At 69.0% G+C, this 15,169-nt stretch carries 15 protein-coding genes; 9 read left to right on the top strand and 6 right to left on the bottom strand.

Annotation, left to right across the window (positions count from 1 at the left end; genetic code table 11):
- Nucleotides 1-61 precede the first annotated feature (61 nt).
- Nucleotides 62-619 (top strand): RcnB family protein, encoded by a 558-nt coding sequence (locus PSV00_RS12225; RefSeq protein ID WP_300447594.1) that lies wholly within the window; start codon nt 62-64, stop codon nt 617-619.
- A gap of 165 nt (nt 620-784) precedes the next feature.
- Nucleotides 785-1,717, top strand: coding sequence for an RcnB family protein (locus PSV00_RS12220; RefSeq protein ID WP_300447592.1), 933 nt, complete (start codon nt 785-787; stop codon nt 1,715-1,717).
- Nucleotides 1,718-1,813: 96 nt separating this feature from the next.
- Here PSV00_RS12220 and gatB read toward each other — a convergent pair whose 3' ends face one another.
- The 5 genes from gatB to PSV00_RS12195 form a co-directional block, all read right to left on the bottom strand.
- The gene (gene gatB / locus PSV00_RS12215) at nt 1,814-3,310 is read right to left on the bottom strand and encodes an Asp-tRNA(Asn)/Glu-tRNA(Gln) amidotransferase subunit GatB (protein WP_300447590.1); all 1,497 of its coding nucleotides are present in this window, start codon (nt 3,308-3,310) and stop codon (nt 1,814-1,816) included.
- Complete coding sequence (locus tag PSV00_RS12210; protein ID WP_300447588.1) at nt 3,303-3,698, bottom strand: SMI1/KNR4 family protein; 396 nt, start codon at nt 3,696-3,698, stop codon at nt 3,303-3,305. Before PSV00_RS12210 ends, gatB begins: the two co-directional genes overlap by 8 nt.
- Nucleotides 3,699-3,701: 3 nt before the next feature.
- The gene (gatA, locus tag PSV00_RS12205; RefSeq protein ID WP_300447586.1) at nt 3,702-5,180 is read right to left on the bottom strand and encodes an Asp-tRNA(Asn)/Glu-tRNA(Gln) amidotransferase subunit GatA; all 1,479 of its coding nucleotides are present in this window, start codon (nt 5,178-5,180) and stop codon (nt 3,702-3,704) included.
- Nucleotides 5,181-5,182: 2 nt separating this feature from the next.
- The gene (gene gatC / locus PSV00_RS12200) at nt 5,183-5,470 is read right to left on the bottom strand and encodes an Asp-tRNA(Asn)/Glu-tRNA(Gln) amidotransferase subunit GatC (RefSeq protein ID WP_300447584.1); all 288 of its coding nucleotides are present in this window, start codon (nt 5,468-5,470) and stop codon (nt 5,183-5,185) included.
- A gap of 83 nt (nt 5,471-5,553) precedes the next feature.
- A complete protein-coding gene (locus PSV00_RS12195; protein WP_300447582.1) occupies nt 5,554-6,087 on the bottom strand; it encodes a hypothetical protein in 534 nt (177 codons plus the stop codon).
- A gap of 130 nt (nt 6,088-6,217) precedes the next feature.
- On the opposite strand from PSV00_RS12195, the gene ruvX reads away from it, so the two are divergent.
- From ruvX to topA, 7 genes are all read left to right on the top strand, one after another.
- On the top strand, nt 6,218-6,637 hold the full coding sequence (gene ruvX / locus PSV00_RS12190) for a Holliday junction resolvase RuvX (RefSeq protein ID WP_300447705.1): 420 nt from the start codon (nt 6,218-6,220) through the stop codon (nt 6,635-6,637).
- Nucleotides 6,634-7,554, top strand: a complete 921-nt coding sequence (locus PSV00_RS12185) for an AEC family transporter (protein ID WP_300447580.1) — start codon at nt 6,634-6,636, stop codon at nt 7,552-7,554. The genes ruvX and PSV00_RS12185 overlap by 4 nt, the downstream gene beginning before the upstream one ends.
- A 23-nt stretch (nt 7,555-7,577) precedes the next feature.
- Nucleotides 7,578-8,561: an aspartate carbamoyltransferase catalytic subunit gene (locus PSV00_RS12180; protein ID WP_300447578.1), complete on the top strand. Its 984-nt coding sequence runs from the start codon at nt 7,578-7,580 to the stop codon at nt 8,559-8,561.
- Nucleotides 8,558-9,844 (top strand): dihydroorotase, encoded by a 1,287-nt coding sequence (gene pyrC, locus PSV00_RS12175; RefSeq protein WP_300447577.1) that lies wholly within the window; start codon nt 8,558-8,560, stop codon nt 9,842-9,844. Before PSV00_RS12180 ends, pyrC begins: the two co-directional genes overlap by 4 nt.
- Nucleotides 9,845-9,859: 15 nt before the next feature.
- Nucleotides 9,860-10,501 (top strand): glycerol-3-phosphate 1-O-acyltransferase PlsY, encoded by a 642-nt coding sequence (gene plsY, locus PSV00_RS12170; protein WP_300447575.1) that lies wholly within the window; start codon nt 9,860-9,862, stop codon nt 10,499-10,501.
- Nucleotides 10,498-11,583: a DNA-processing protein DprA gene (gene dprA, locus PSV00_RS12165; protein WP_300447573.1), complete on the top strand. Its 1,086-nt coding sequence runs from the start codon at nt 10,498-10,500 to the stop codon at nt 11,581-11,583. The genes plsY and dprA overlap by 4 nt, the downstream gene beginning before the upstream one ends.
- A 101-nt stretch (nt 11,584-11,684) precedes the next feature.
- Nucleotides 11,685-14,330, top strand: a complete 2,646-nt coding sequence (gene topA, locus PSV00_RS12160) for a type I DNA topoisomerase (protein WP_300447571.1) — start codon at nt 11,685-11,687, stop codon at nt 14,328-14,330.
- Nucleotides 14,331-14,337: 7 nt separating this feature from the next.
- Here topA and PSV00_RS12155 read toward each other — a convergent pair whose 3' ends face one another.
- Nucleotides 14,338-15,165 carry an NAD(P)H-hydrate dehydratase gene (locus PSV00_RS12155; protein WP_300447569.1) on the bottom strand — a complete coding sequence of 276 codons (828 nt, stop codon included), beginning with the start codon at nt 15,163-15,165 and terminating at the stop codon, nt 14,338-14,340.
- Between the last annotated feature and the right edge of the window lie 4 nt (nt 15,166-15,169).

Genomic DNA, 15,169 nt, shown 5'->3' with positions numbered 1-15,169 from the left:
GTGCGGGACATTCAGGGGCCGGACACCCAACCCGCCGCCGGCCCGCCACGGGAGACTCCTCATGAACCGCCTGACCCGGGCCGCCGTTATCGCTGTCGCACTGGCGACCACGGCCGCCCCCCTCGCCGCCCAGGCCCAGAGCCGCGGCGACCGCCACGAACAGCGCCAGGACCGGCGTGACGACCGCCGCGATCACCGGCAGGACCGCCGCGAGGACCGTCGCGACGATCGCCAGGACCGGCGCAGCGACCATCGTGACTACCGGGCCGACCGCCGCGATGACCACCGCGACTACCGGTCCAGCCAGCGTTATGACCGCAACAATCGCGACTGGTACCGCGGCCGCAGTGACTTCAATGACTATCGCGGTGCCCGCAACGGCTACTGGTATGCGCCGAGCTACGGCTACTATCGGGTCAACCCGCGCTACAATCGTCATCGCTGGCAGCGGGGCCACACCCTGCCCGTCGCCTATCGCGGCTATTATGTCCGTGACCCCTATGTCTACGGCCTGCGCCAGGCCCCGCGCGGCTATCGCTATGTCCACGCCGGCAATGACATCGTGCTGATGGCCGTGGCCACCGGCCTGATCGTCAGCGTCCTGTCCGGCACCTACTAGACCGGACCGGCTTCCGGAACAGCCCCCGCTGACGGCGTGTCGGCGGGGGCTTTTTCATGACCGGCGAGCGAACCGTGACCCGTCGTTATCGTTCAGTTAAGGTTCATGCGCGGGGCGCGATCCTGTCATCGAGCCGCCCGATACGGGCGTGCGGGGAAAGAGACCATGAAACGCAATCTGATGGTGTTCACCGCGATCACCGCCCTCCTCCTGCCGCTGGCGGCCCCGATCGCCGTCCAGGCCCAGGACCGCGGCCGGCAGGCGCAGCGCGAGGGCGAAGGCCGTCCGAGCCAGACCGCCGTGCAGCGTCGCGCCGCCCAGGCCCAGCGCGAGCGGGACAGCGCGCCGCCCGCGCAGCAGCCCGAGCGTCGCCAGGAGCGCCGCGAGGAGCGCCGCGAGGACCGCCAGGAACGCCCTGACCGTCCCCAGCGTCCGCCCGAGCCGCAGCGCCCCAACCGGCCCGATCGCCCGGCCCAGCCGGACGCGCCGAACCGTCCGACCTCGCAGGATCGCGGGAACCGCTACGATCGTTCCGGTCCCACACCGGATCAACGACCCAGCCGCCCCGACACCCGTCGGGACGACCGTCAGGACCATCGGGGCGGGAATGGCTATGACCGGCGACAGGACCGCCGCGACGATCGTCGGGATGACCGGCGCGATCATCGCCGGGACGACCGCCGGGACGACCGGCGCGATCACCGCGGTGACCAGCGCCACGATCGCCGCGAGTACCGCGAGTTCCGCAACCGCTTCAACAGCAGCCAGTGGCACCAGAACTGGAACCGGAGCCACCGCTCCGACTGGTGGCGGAACGACCGGCGCTTCCGCAGCTATACGGGCTTGCGGATCGGCTTCTATTTCGCCCCCGGCCACGGCTACTACAGCGTGCCGCGCTCCTACTGGGGCCAGCGATGGACGGTCGGTGACTATCTGCCGTCGATGTTCTGGCGCTACCAGCTGGACGACTGGCGCACCTTCGGCCTCGGCTATCCGCCGCCGGGAACCCGCTGGGTCGTGGTCGACAACCAGATCTATCTGATCGACCAGTATGACGGCTACATCATCGACGTCATCCACGACGCCTGGAACTGGTAGGCCCGGCGGAATGAACGAAGGCCCCGCGGATCGCTCCGCGGGGCCTTTTTCATGCGCCCGGACGCCGGGGCGCCGCGCGTCGAGCGTTGGCGGGGCTCAGGAAATCCCCAGCCTGGCCTTCAGGATGTCGTTGACCGAGGCCGGGTTGGCCTTGCCGCCGGTGGCCTTCATCACTTGGCCGACGAACCAGCCGATGGCCTGGGGCTTGTCGGCGACGGCGGCGGCCTTGTCGGGGTTGGCGGCGATGATCTCGTCGACGGCCTTTTCGATGGCGCCGGTGTCATTGACCTGGACCAGACCGCGGGCCTCGACCACCTGACGCGGCGAGCCCTCGCCGGCCCAGACGTGGTCGAACACCTCCTTGGCGATCCTGGAGGAAATGACCCCCTCCTCGATCAGGGCGACCAGTTCGGCGACATGGGCGGCCGGCAGGGGGCTCTGCGAGAAGTCGAGGTGATCGGCGGCCAGACGGGCCGACAGTTCGTTGGTGACCCAGTTGGACACCAGCTTTGCATCCCTGCCTTTGGCGGCTTCCTCGAAATAGTCGGCCTTGGCCTGTTCCGAGATCAGCACCACGGCGTCGTACTGCGACAGGCCGTACTGGCTCATCAGCCGTTTGCGCTTCTCATCGGGCAGTTCCGGCAGCGACGCCCTGATGGTGTCGATCCAGGCCTGTTCCAGCTCCAGCGGCAGCAGGTCGGGGTCGGGGAAGTAGCGATAGTCGTTGGCCTCTTCCTTGGAGCGCATCGAGCGGGTCTCGCCGGCCGTCGGATCGTAGAGGCGGGTCTCCTGATCGATCTTGCCGCCGTCCTCGAGAATCTCGATCTGGCGGCGGGCTTCGTAGTTGATGGCCTGGCTGATGAAGCGGAACGAGTTGACGTTCTTGATCTCGCAGCGCGTGCCCAGATGGCTGAAGTCGCCGGTGGCGCGGAATTTCTCGTAGCCCCCCACGCGGCAGACCGAGACGTTGACGTCGGCGCGCAGATTGCCCTTTTCCATGTCGCCGTCGCAGGTGCCGAGATAGACGAGGATGGTCCTGATCTTCTTGACGTAGGCGACCGCCTCTTCCGGCGAGCGCATGTGCGGCTTGGAGACGATCTCCATCAGGGCCGTGCCGGCCCGGTTCAGATCGACATAGGATTCGCTGGGCGACAGGTCGTGGATCAGCTTGCCCGCATCCTGTTCCAGGTGCAGGCGTTCGACGCCGACGGTGAAGAAGGTGCCGTCCTCGGCCTCGACCTCGACCTCGCCCTCCCCGACGATGGGGAAATACAGCTGGCTGATCTGATAGCCCTGCGGCAGGTCGGGGTAGAAATAGTTCTTGCGGTCGAACTGGCTGCGTTTGTTGATCTGCGCCTTCAGGCCGAGGCCGGTGCGCACCGCCTGTTCGACACAGTGACCGTTCAGGGTCGGCAACATGCCGGGGAAGCCGGCGTCGACCAGCGACACCTGCTCGTTCGGACCCGCGCCGAAGCCGACGGCGGCGCCGGAGAACAGCTTGGCCTTCGAGGCGACCTGGGCGTGGATCTCGAGGCCCATGACGATTTCCCACGGGCCGGTGCGGCCCTGGATGAGATTGGAGGCGTCAGTCATCAGTGTCGTTGTCCGCGAGCGTTAAGGGGTCGAGGTCGCCCTGCTCTTCTATGAGTGCTTCTTCGTGGTCCCACCGGCAAACTGAACTCGAGCCCGGAAGGACAATCAACAGGTCGCCGTGACCATTGTTGGCCAAGGCGATCGCAGCGGCCGGAAAGCCATGCCATTTCCGCGCCTGCTCAGTCTCGCGTGCGACATGGTTCGCCGTGCGACCCGCCCGCTTCCGGTCGGAATCGTCCCAGACGGGGTGGATGCTCCAGTCCTCTCCATTCAGGACGAACTCGCCGCCGTTCCGCTGCTGGAGCGCGCGTCTCCAAGCGGGCGGGAATCGAAACGCGAGGCTGCGTTCGGCTGTGTCGATGCGATCAGGATCAACCGGGAACGGCATGGATCACCACCACTTCTCCGGCTTCGCCACAAAACCGGCCGCGCCTTCCAGCGCGCTGGCGACCTGGAACACGGTCGCCTCGTCCAGCGCCTTGCCGATGACCTGGAGGCCCAGCGGCAGGCCGCCGCTGTCGAGGCCGGCGGGGACCGAGATGCCCGGCAGGCCGGCGAGGTTGGCGGTGACGGTGAAGATGTCGTTCAGATACATCTGCAGCGGATCGATCTGTTTGTCGCCGAGAGCGAAGGCGGCCGACGGGGTCGAGGGCGTCAGGATGGCGTCGACCTGGCCCCAGACCTTGTCGAAATCCTCGGCGATGCGACGGCGGACCTTCAGGGCGCGGACATAGTAGGCGTCATAGAATCCGGCCGACAGCACATAGGCCCCGATGATCAAACGGCGTTTGACCTCGCCGCCGAAGCCCTCGGCGCGGCTGGTCTCGTACAGGTCGGTCAGGCTGGTCGTGCCCTCGGCGCGGTGGCCGAACCGCATGCCGTCATAACGGGCCAGGTTGGACGAGGCCTCGGCCGGGGCGATGATGTAATAGGCTGGCAGGGCGTATTTGGTGTGCGGCAGGCTGATCGGCACGATCTCGCAGCCGGCGTCCTTGAGCCAGGCGATACCCTGATCCCACAGATTCTGGATCTCGGCCGGCATGCCGTCGACGACATATTCCTTCGGCACGCCGATACGCAGGCCCTTGATCGACTGGCCGACCGAGGCGGTCCAGTCCGGGATCGGGACGTCGAGGCTGGTGGAATCCTTCACGTCGAACGAGCACATCGACTTCAGCATCAGGGCGGCGTCGGCGACGGTCCTGGTGATCGGTCCGGCCTGGTCCAGCGAACTGGCGAAGGCGACCATGCCGAAGCGGCTGGCCCGGCCGTAGGTGGGTTTGATGCCGACCGTGCCGGTGAAGGCGGCGGGCTGGCGGATCGAGCCGCCGGTGTCCGAGGCCGTGGCGGCCAGGCACAGGTCGGCGGCAACCGAGGCGGCCGAGCCGCCCGAGCTGCCACCGGGTGTCAGGTCGGCGTTGGAACCGGTTGATTTCCAGGGATTGACCACGGGACCGAAGGCGCTGGTCTCGTTCGACGAGCCCATGGCGAACTCGTCCATGTTCAGCTTGCCCAGCATGACCGCCCCGTCGCGCCACAGGTTGGCGCTGACGGTCGATTCATACGGCGGCACGAAGCCGCGCAGCATGTTGGAGCCGGCCGTGGTCTGGACCCCGTCGGTGCAGAACAGGTCCTTGATGCCCAGCGGCGCGCCCTCGAGGGTGCCGCCCTCGCCCTTCGCGAGCCGGGCGTCGGCGACGCGGGCCATGTCCATCGCCTTGTCGGCGGTGACGGTGACGAAGGCGTTCAGGGTCGGGTTGGCGGACTCGATGGCGGTCAGGAAGGCCGTGGTGATCTCTTCCGAGGAGAACTGCTTGGCCTTGAGGCCATCGACAGCGGCCTTGAGGGTGAGTTTGGTCAGATCGCTCATATCTATTCGACCACCTTGGGCACGACGAAGAAGCCGTCGGTCGACTGCGGGGCATTGCCCAGCACATCGGCGACCTTGTTGCCGTCCGTGACCACGTCATCGCGCAGGCGCAGGGCCTGGGCCACGTTCGAGGTCATCGGCTCCACGCCGTCGACGTCGACCTCGTTCAGCTGCTCGATCCAGGCGAGGATGCCGTTCAGCTCCCCGGCCAGGGGCTCCAGCCGGTCTTCCGGGGTCTTGATACGGGCGAGGTGCGCGACCTTGCGCACCGTCGCAGCGTCGATGGCCATGCGGCTCTCCAGACGTGACAGGTCAAGCGGGCGGATTAGCCGCCCGGCGGGCCTTTCACAAGGTGGAGAGCCCGCTTTGGCGTTCAGGTCGCGGGGGTGACGGTAATCGTCGACGGTGCCGGGGCGTCCGGGCCGCCCGACTCCCAGGTGATGATGAAGCGTTTGACCTCGCCGGTGACCATCTCGCCGTCGTCGCCCATCCGGCCCTGGGTCGTCTCCAGAACGAACCGGCCGGGGCCCTGTTCGCCCACGCTCCAGCGTTCGAAATCGCCGAGGGGGAAGACGCGCCAGCCCTCGGACGGATCGATGAAGAAGGCCAGATAGGCATGGTCGCCGTTCAGGGCCGGATCGCCCCCGGCCAGGCCGAACAGCTTGGCATCGGTCCCCGGAGCGGTCAGCGGCGTCACGGCCACGACCGAGGCGGCCGATTGCAGATAGTCGTCAGACTGGGCCTGGACGGACTGGGCCGGTCCGGAGGCCGTGGCCGGGGTGGTCGCGGCGGCGGTGGCCGTGGCGGAGCCCGCTTCCGGCAAGGCATTCTTGCGGGTTTCCACCCCGGAATCACAGGCGGTGACGGTCCCGGCGATGGCCAGAAGCAGCAACGGATGTCTGATCATGTCAAAACTCCCCCTTTGACGTTGCGCCATCTTGTCCTTTGACACGCGGCGACGCCAGCCCTACCGCCACAGTGTGTCAATCGTTCCGCTCCTCGACCTGCCTGCCGCCTGTCCGCCGCAAACTGCGTGGATGGGTCTGGACCTCGGCGAAAAGACGATCGGCGTCGCCGTTTCGGACGTGACCCGGATGATCGCCAGCCCGCTGGAGTTGATCCGCAAATCCAAATTCACAATCGAGGCCGAGCATCTGTTCAAGCTGATGGGGCATCGCAAGGTCAGCGGCCTGGTCATCGGCCTGCCGACCAATATGGACGGCACCGAGGGGCCGCGGGCCCAGTCCTGCCGCGCCTTCGCCCGCAACCTGCTGCGGCTGCGCGACATCCCGATCGCCTTCTGGGACGAGCGGCTGTCGACCAGCGCGGTCGAACGCTTCCTGATCGGTGAGCTGGACCTGACCCGCAAGCGCCGCGCCGACGTCGTCGACCGCACCGCCGCCGCCTGGATCCTGCAGGGGGCGCTGGACCGCCTCCGCGTCGCCGAACAGAGGTGAGCGCCCTGCTCACCGGCATCGTGCCGGTCTTCGCCATGATCGCCCTCGGCTGGGGGCTGAAGATGCGCAGCTTCCTGGCCGACGATGGCTGGCGCGCGGTCGAACGGCTGACCTATTTCATCTTCTATCCGGCCTTCCTGGTGCCGGCCGTCTGGGGCGCGGATTTCGGGGCGGGCACCGCCGGACCGGTCGCGGCCGCCACCATCGGTGTCTCCTTTGCCGTCGCCGGGCTGACGCTGCTGGCCCGGCCGTGGCTGCCGGTCAGCGATCCGGGCTTCACCAGCGTCTTCCAGGGCGTAATCCGCTGGAACGGCTTCGTCTTCCTGCCGGTGGCCGGAGCCGTGTTCGGACCGGCGGGCCTGGGCACCGCGGCCATGGCCTTCGGCGTGCTGGCCCCGGCCCTCAATGTCATCTGCGTGCTGGTGCTGTCGCGCTGGGGGGCCGGCCAGGGCGGCGGCTGGCGGCTGGCCCTGCGTTCGCTGTCGCGCAACCCGATCATCTGGGCCTGCGGTCTGGGTGCCGCCCTGAACCTGACGGGGCTGGCACCCCCGCCCCTGCTGACCCGGGTCTTCGACCTGATGGGACCCGGGGCCATCGCGCTGGGCCTGATCACGGCCGGGGCCGGGCTCAGCTTCCGCTATGCCGCCGCCCGGCCGCTGCTGATCGTGACCATCTCGGCGATCAAGCTGATCCTGCTGCCGGTCGGGATGTATTATGCGGCGGGTCTGCTGGGCGGTGACCGGCTGGCCCAGGGCGTGGCCCTGCTGGCCGGTTCGGCCCCCGGGGCGGCGGCCTCCTATGTGCTGGCGCGGCAGATGGGCGGCGACGCCCCGCTGATGGCCGGTGTGGTGGCCTTCACCACGGTCGGCAGTGCGATAACCATCCCGATCCTGCTCGGCCTGTTCCATTTCCTCTGACTCAGCCGTATAGGCGGGCCTCGATGACCCAGCCCAACGCCGTCACCGATTTGATCTCCGAACGGATGGTGCCGTTCCCCCGATCGCATTTCCTGTCCGCCGGCGATCTCAACGCCCAGACCGCCCGCGATCTGCTGGATCTGGCCGACGCCTTCGTCGCGCTGAACCGCTCCTCGGCCAAGACGCTGGACCTGATGCGCGGCCGCACGGTCATGAACGTCTTCTTCGAGAACTCCACGCGCACCAGCGCCTCGTTCGAGATCGCCGCCCGCCGGCTGGGGGCCGATGTGGTGACCATGAGCCCGCGCACCTCCTCGGTGGCCAAGGGCGAGACCCTGATCGACACCGCCGTCACCCTGAACGCGATGAAGCCCGACATCCTGGTGGTGCGCCACGGGGCCTCGGGGGCCGCCGACCTGCTGTCGCAGAAGGTCGGCTGCGCCGTGGTCAATGCCGGGGACGGCCGTCATGAACATCCGACCCAGGCCCTGCTGGACCTGCTGAGCCTGCGCCGCGCCTTCGGCGACGTCACCAGCCTGACCGTGGCCATCTGCGGCGACGTGGCCCACAGCCGCGTGGCCCGCTCGAACGTGGCCCTGCTGTCGATGATGGGGGCCCGGGTGCGGCTGATCGGGCCGCCCACCCTGGTGCCGGGCGACGCCGACCGCTGGGGCTGCGAAGTGTTCCACGACATGCGCGAGGGGCTGAAAGGCTGCGACGTGGTCATGATGCTGCGCCTGCAGCTGGAGCGGATGGAGGGGGCGCTGGTGCCGTCGACCCGTGAATATTTCCGCTTCTGGGGTCTGGACCGTGAGAAATTGTCCTGGGCCAATCCGGGAGCGAAGGTCATGCACCCCGGCCCGATGAACCGCGGCGTCGAGATCGATTCCGACGTGGCTGACGACCTGACCATCTCCCTGATCCAGGACCAGGTCGAAATGGGTGTCGCCGCGCGCATGGCGGTGCTCGCCGCCCTGTCCGCCCGCCTCGACGGAGATGCCCGATGAGCGTCCTCGCCCTGGTCAATGCCCGGCTGCTGGACCCGGCCAGCGACTATGACGGTCCGGGGGCCCTGCTGATCGAGAACGGCCGCATCATCGAGGTGATCCGCGGCACGGCCGCGCCCCTGTCGTCCGGGGCCGAGGTCATTGACGTCGACGGCCTGTGCCTGGCCCCCGGCCTGATCGACATCCGGGTCAAGACCGGCGAGCCCGGGGCCGAGCCCAAGGAGACGCTGAAGTCGGCCAGCCTGTCGGCCGCGGCCGGCGGGGTGACCACCATCGTCATCCAGCCTGACACCGATCCCGCTGTTGATGACCCGGCCATGGTCGATTTCATCCAGCGGCGCGGGGCTGCGCTGAACCTGGTCAATGTCCGGGCCGCCGGGGCCGCGACCCGCGCGCTGGACGGTCAGCGCATGGCCGAGATCGGCCTGATGACCGAGGCCGGGGCCCTGTATTTCACCGACGGTGACCGGGTCATCACCAACAGCCGCACCCTGCAGCGGGTGATGAGCTATGCGGTCGCCTTCAACGCCCTGATCGCCTGCCGCCCCAGCGAGCCCTGGCTCAGCGAGGGCACGGTGGCGACCTCGGGCGAACTGGCCACCCGGCTGGGCCTGTCGGGATCGCCGGCCATCGGCGAACGTATCCAGCTGGAACGGGACCTGGCCCTGGTCGAACAGACCGGGGTGCGGTTCCTCGTCGACCAGATCTCGACCGAGGGCGCGCTGGACAGTCTGGCCCGCGCCCGCGCCAAGGGGCTGGAGGTCGCCGCCTCGGTGTCGATCAACCATCTGTGCTTCAACGAGCTCGACATCGGCGACTACCGCACCTTCTACCGGCTGGACCCGCCGCTGCGGGCCGAGAGCGACCGGCTGGCCCTGATCGAGGCGGTGCGCGACGGCCTGATCGATGTGATCACCTCGGCCCATGCTCCGGCCCCGGCCGAGGACAAGCGTCGCCCGTTTGCCGAGGCCGCGCCGGGTGCCGTGGGTCTGGAGACCCTGCTGGCCGCCGCCCTGAGCCTGCACCATGAGGACGGACTGGACCTGCTGGACGTGCTGCGTCCCCTGACCCACGGCCCGGCCACCCTGCTGGACCTCGAGTCGGGCGTGCTGGAAGCCGACGCCCCGGCCGATCTGGTGCTGTTTGATCCCGGGGCCCCGATCGTGGTCGACGCGGCGACCCTGAAGTCCAAATCCCGCAACTCGCCGTTCGATGGCCGCCGTCTGCAAGGTCGGGTCTTGCTCACCCTCGTCGGTGGACGCATCGTCCATGACGCGCGCTAAACGGGAGACTCAAACGTGCAGGATCTGGTTGCCCCGGCCCTTTTGACCCTCGCCCTCGTGGCGACGGGTGGTTATCTGCTGGGCTCCATCCCGTTCGGCGTGGTCATCACCCGCGCCGCCGGGGCCGGTGACGTGCGGACCATCGGTTCGGGCAATATCGGCGCGACCAATGTGCTGCGCACGGGCCGCAAGGACCTGGCCCTGGCCACCCTGTTGCTGGACGCCGGCAAGGGGGCCGCGGCCTATCTGATCGTTCAGGCCCTGTTTCCGGGCGTGCCGTCGCTGGCCGCCATCGCCGGGGGCGCAGCCTTCATCGGCCACCTGTTCCCGGTCTGGCTGGGTTTCAAGGGCGGCAAGGGGGTGGCGACCTTCTTTGGCCTGCTGCTGGCGGCCTGGTGGCCGCTGGGCCTGATGGCCGGGGCCTGCTGGCTGATCGTCGCCTTCACCCTGCGCTATTCGTCACTGGCGGCCCTGGTCGCGGCGGCCATGGCCCCGATCCTGGCCATGTTGACCGTTCCGGCCCTGCACCTTCCGGCCCCGACCCCGATCCTGCTGCTGTCGGCCGGCACCGCCGCGCTGATCTGGATCCGTCACCATCAGAACATCGCCCGGCTGCTGAAGGGGACCGAACCCCGGCTGGGCGCCAAGAAGACGTGAGCGCGCCGGACGCGGCGGAACGGTTCGCCCGGCTGCGGCTCGCCCGCGCCGAGCGCGTCGGTCCCGTCACGTTCCGGCAACTGCTCGAACGGTTCGGCCGCGCCGCCGCCGCGCTGGAGGCCCTGCCCGCCCTGGCCCGCCGGGCCGGCGGCACCGGCTTCACCCCTCCCCCCGCCGCGCGGATCGAGGCCGAGATGGCCGCCGGCGAAGCCGTGGGCGCGCGGCTGATGGTGATCGGCGATCCGGACTATCCGCCACGACTGGCCGCCGTCGATCCGCCGCCACCGGTGCTGTGGACGCGCGGTGACCCGACCCTGCTGTCGCGGCCCTGTGTCGCCGTGGTCGGGGCCCGCATCGCCTCGGCCGGGGGGCAGAGGATCGCGCGGGGTCTGGCGGCCCAGCTGGGGGCAGCCGGCCATGTGGTGGTCTCGGGCCTGGCCCGGGGCATCGACGGTGCCGCCCACGCCGGGGCCCTGCCGACCGGGACCGTGGCCGTGCTGGGCGGCGGGGTCGATGACGTCTATCCGCCCGACAATGCTGAACTCTACGAACAGATCGTCGCCGACGGCTGTGTCGTCTCGGAGAGTCCGATGGGGGCCCGGGCCCAGGCGCGGGACTTTCCCCGCCGCAACCGCATCATCTCGGGCCTGTCGCGCGGGGTGGTGGTGGTCGAGGCCGAACTGCGCTCGGGCTCGCTGATCACCGCCCGGCTGGCGGCGGAACAGGGGCGCGACGTGTTCGCCGTACCGGGATCGCCGCTGGATCCCCGCTCGCGCGGCCCCAATGAACTGCTGCGTCAGGGGGCCATCCTGTGTGAGGGGATCGAGGACATCGAACGCGCCTTCGAGACCCTGAGGTCGCTGGGCGAGCCGCCGGTCGACAACCCGTTCGGCGACGGGGCAGAGGATGTCGATACGGCCCTGATCGAGCGGGTCGCGGCGCTGCTGTCGCCGACCCCGACCCCGCGTGACGAGCTGGCGCGGGCCCTGAACGCCCCGGTCGGGGCCGTCGCCGCCGCCCTTCTGGAGCTGAGTCTGGTCGGGCGCGCCACCCTGCTGCCGGGAGGCCTGGCCTCGCTCTGATCCGTCCCCCCCCCCTGTCCGGGCGCTGGTTTCAGATGGTCGATTGACACGGGCCGTCCGGCCAACCACGTTCCCGGCCCCTTTCCGAGAACCCGTCCATCATGAATCTCGTCATTGTCGAAAGCCCCGCAAAGGCCAAGACCATCAACAAATATCTGGGGTCCGACTTCGAGGTCCTGGCCTCCTACGGCCACATTCGCGACCTGCCGTCGAAGGACGGTTCGGTGCTGCCGGACGACGATTTCGCCATGTCGTGGGAGATCGACGCCCGCGCCGCCAAGCGGATGTCCGAGATCGCCGAGGCCGCCAAACGCGCCAGCCGCGTCATTCTGGCGACCGACCCCGACCGCGAGGGTGAGGCGATCAGCTGGCACGTGCTCGAGGTGCTGACCAAGAAGAAGGCCCTGAAGGACACCCCGGTCGAACGGGTCACCTTCAACGCCATCACCAAGGCCGCCGTGCTCGAGGCCATGGCCGCCCCGCGTCAGATCGACATGGAACTGGTCGACGCCTACCTGGCCCGCCGCGCGCTGGACTATCTGGTCGGATTCACCCTGTCGCCGGTCCTGTGGCGCAAGCTGCCCGGTGCCCGCTCGGCCGGTCGGGTCCAGTCGGTCGCCCTGCGCATCGTCGTCGATCGCGAGATGGAGATCGAGAAGTTCAAGGCCCAGGAATACTGGTCGGTCGAGGCCGATCTGGCCGCCGACAGCCCGCCCTTCACCACCCGGCTGGTCAAACATCTGGGCAAGCGGATCCAGCGTCTCGACATCCCGTCGGAGGCCGTGGCCTTCGCCGCCCGCGACGCGATCAACAGCGGCCAGTTCACGATCAAATCGATCGAGAAGAAGCCGATCAAGCGCAGCCCGGCCCCGCCCTTCACCACCTCGACCCTGCAGCAGGAGGCCAGCCGCAAGCTGGGCTTCACCGCCCAGCGCACCATGCAGGCCGCCCAGAAACTGTATGAGGGCGTCGATGAGACCGGCGGTCTGATCACCTATATGCGGACCGACGGCCTGTTCGTCAGTCCCGAGGGGATCGCCCAGGCCCGCGAGGTCATCGCCGACCGCTTCGGTCCGGCCTTCGTCCCGTCGGAGCCGCGCTACTACAAGACCAAGGCCAAGAACGCCCAGGAGGCCCACGAGGCCATCCGCCCGACCAACATCGCCCGCGCGCCGGAGTCCCTGCGCCTGGATGGCGACCTGCAGCGGCTGTACGAGCTGATCTGGAAACGGATGGTCGCCTCGCAGATGGAATCGGCCCGCATCGACCGGACCACGGTCGAGGTCGAGACGCCCGACGGCCAGACCGGCCTGCGCGCCACCGGCCAGGTGGTGACCTTCGACGGCTTCCTCGCCGTCTATGAGGAAGGCCGCGACGAACGCCAGAAGGGCACCGAGACCGAGGAGGACGACGACTCCACCCGTCTGCCGACCCTGAAGGAAGGGGCCACAGCCAGGGTCGAGGCTGTGCGCGCCGATCAGCATTTCACCGAGCCGCCGCCGCGTTTCTCGGAAGCCACCCTGGTCAAGAAGCTGGAAGAGCTCGGCATCGGCCGTCCGTCGACCTATGCCTCGATCCTGACCACCCTGCGCGACCGCGAATATGTCCGCACCGACAAGAACCGCTTCTATCCCGAGGACAAGGGACGGCTGGTCACGGCCTTCCTCGAACAGTTCTTCGCCAAATGGGTCGAATACGATTTCACCGCCGCGCTGGAGACCCGGCTCGACGAGGTCTCGGCCGGCAAGCTGGACTGGAAGGTCCTGCTGCGGGAATTCTGGTCCGACTTCCATGTCGCGGCCCAGGCCGCCGGCGAGCTGCGCACCACGGCCATCCTCGACGCCCTCAATGAGTCGCTGGGCCCGCACATCTTCCCGGCCCGCGAGGACGGCGGCGATCCGCGCGAATGCCCGCTGTGCAAACAGGGGCAACTGTCCCTGAAGACCAGCCGCTTCGGGGCCTTCGTCGGCTGTTCACGCTATCCCGACTGCAAATTCACCCGGCCGGTGGCGTCACCCGACGCTGACGGTGGCGGCGCGGACGGCGGCGATCGCGACCTGGGTGTCGACCCGGTCACGGGTCAGCCGGTCAATCTGAAGATCGGCCGTTTCGGCCCCTATGTCGAAACCACCCCGCCGGGCGAGGAGAAGCCGAAACGCTCGTCCCTGCCCAAGGGCTGGTCGCCGGCGTCCCTGACGCTGGAGCAGGCCCTGCGCCTGCTGGCCCTGCCGCGCGAGGTCGGGGAACACCCCGAGGACGGCAAGATGATCACCGCCGGCCTGGGCCGCTACGGGCCGTTCGTCCTGCACGCCGGCACCTATGCCAATGTCGCCGACATCGATGAGGTGTTCGAGGTCGGGCTGAACCGCGCCGTGGTCCTGCTGGCCGAGAAACGGGCGGGCAAGTTCGGCGGACGCGGGGCTGCCGTGGCCCCGCTGAAGGACCTGGGCGCACACCCGGAAACGGGCGATCCAGTGCATGTGATGGCCGGGCGCTTCGGCCCCTATGTCAAATCGGGCAAGATCAACGCCACCCTGCCCAAGGGCACCACGCCCGAGGACCTGACGATGGAACAGGCCCTGCCCCTGCTGGCCGCCAAGGCCGGGGCCGCGCCGAAGAAGAAGGCTCCGGCCAAGAAGGCCGCTGCCAAGAAACCCGCGGCGAAGAAGCCGGCCGCCAAGGCTGCGACAACCAAGAAGCCGGCCACGAAGAAACCGGCGGCGAAAAAGGCCGCGGCCGCCGACTAGATTCGCCTCACTGGCCCGGCCACAGCCGGGCCAGGACCGCGGGCAGCCGGTCGGGCAGATCTTCGGCGATCAGGCCGGGGCCGAACCCGGCGGCGGCCTCGGCATGGATCCACACCGCGGCGCAGGCCGCGTCGAAACTGTCCATCCGCTGGGCCAGCAGGCCGCCGATCATCCCGGCCAGTACGTCCCCGCTGCCTGCGGTGGCCAGCCAGGGCGTTCCATTGTCATTGATGACCCTGCGCCCGTCCGGGGCGGCGATGACCGTCCGGGGCCCCTTCAGCACGATGACAGCCCCGGCCCGGACCGCGGCCTCGGTCGCCGCCTGCTCCCGCCCCAGCGCCAGCAGATCGGGAAACAGCCGGCGGAATTCACCCTCATGCGGGGTCAGGACGTCATCGCGGTCCAGAACGGCGAACAGATCCGTCGGCCATCCCGCGAATACCGTCAGTCCGTCCGCGTCGATGACGAGGGCCGCCCCGGTCCCGGCCAGGGCCTGGACGTGGGCCACTGTCGCGTCATTGATGCCGGCCGCCGGGCCGATCACGACCGCGTCCAGGCCCTCGGCCAGTTCGGCCAGCACCTCGGGATCGCCGAACGGCTTCAGCATCACCGCCTCGACCGCCGGGGCCAGGACCGCCACCGCCTCGACCGGGCAGAGCAGACTGACCACCCCGGCCCCGATCCTCAGACCGCCGCGGGCCGCCAGCCGGGCCGCCCCGGTCTGGCTGGATCGACCACTGACAACCCCCAGCCGGCCGCGGGCGTGTTTGTGCGTCTCCGGGCCCGGCCAGGGCATCGCGGTCCGCCAGTCGTGGGGCTTCTGATCACCGGTCATCGGC

The organism is Brevundimonas sp., assembly GCF_029945885.1.
Taxonomy (GTDB): Bacteria; Pseudomonadota; Alphaproteobacteria; order Caulobacterales; family Caulobacteraceae; genus Brevundimonas.
The sequence above is the reverse complement of the archived record's forward strand: the minus strand, read 5'-3'. Positions and strand labels throughout refer to the sequence as shown.

Coding starts and splice junctions, on each gene's coding strand:
- gatC (WP_300447584.1), bottom strand. CDS start 5,470: ATGGCCATCGACGCTGCGACGGTGCGCAAGGTCGCGCACCTCGCCCGT.
- PSV00_RS12180 (WP_300447578.1), top strand. CDS start 7,578: ATGACCCAGCCCAACGCCGTCACCGATTTGATCTCCGAACGGATGGTG.
- gatA (WP_300447586.1), bottom strand. CDS start 5,180: ATGAGCGATCTGACCAAACTCACCCTCAAGGCCGCTGTCGATGGCCTC.
- PSV00_RS12225 (WP_300447594.1), top strand. CDS start 62: ATGAACCGCCTGACCCGGGCCGCCGTTATCGCTGTCGCACTGGCGACC.
- pyrC (WP_300447577.1), top strand. CDS start 8,558: ATGAGCGTCCTCGCCCTGGTCAATGCCCGGCTGCTGGACCCGGCCAGC.
- ruvX (WP_300447705.1), top strand. CDS start 6,218: ATGGGTCTGGACCTCGGCGAAAAGACGATCGGCGTCGCCGTTTCGGAC.
- PSV00_RS12210 (WP_300447588.1), bottom strand. CDS start 3,698: ATGCCGTTCCCGGTTGATCCTGATCGCATCGACACAGCCGAACGCAGC.
- PSV00_RS12195 (WP_300447582.1), bottom strand. CDS start 6,087: ATGATCAGACATCCGTTGCTGCTTCTGGCCATCGCCGGGACCGTCACC.
- PSV00_RS12155 (WP_300447569.1), bottom strand. CDS start 15,165: ATGACCGGTGATCAGAAGCCCCACGACTGGCGGACCGCGATGCCCTGG.
- PSV00_RS12220 (WP_300447592.1), top strand. CDS start 785: ATGAAACGCAATCTGATGGTGTTCACCGCGATCACCGCCCTCCTCCTG.
- gatB (WP_300447590.1), bottom strand. CDS start 3,310: ATGACTGACGCCTCCAATCTCATCCAGGGCCGCACCGGCCCGTGGGAA.
- topA (WP_300447571.1), top strand. CDS start 11,685: ATGAATCTCGTCATTGTCGAAAGCCCCGCAAAGGCCAAGACCATCAAC.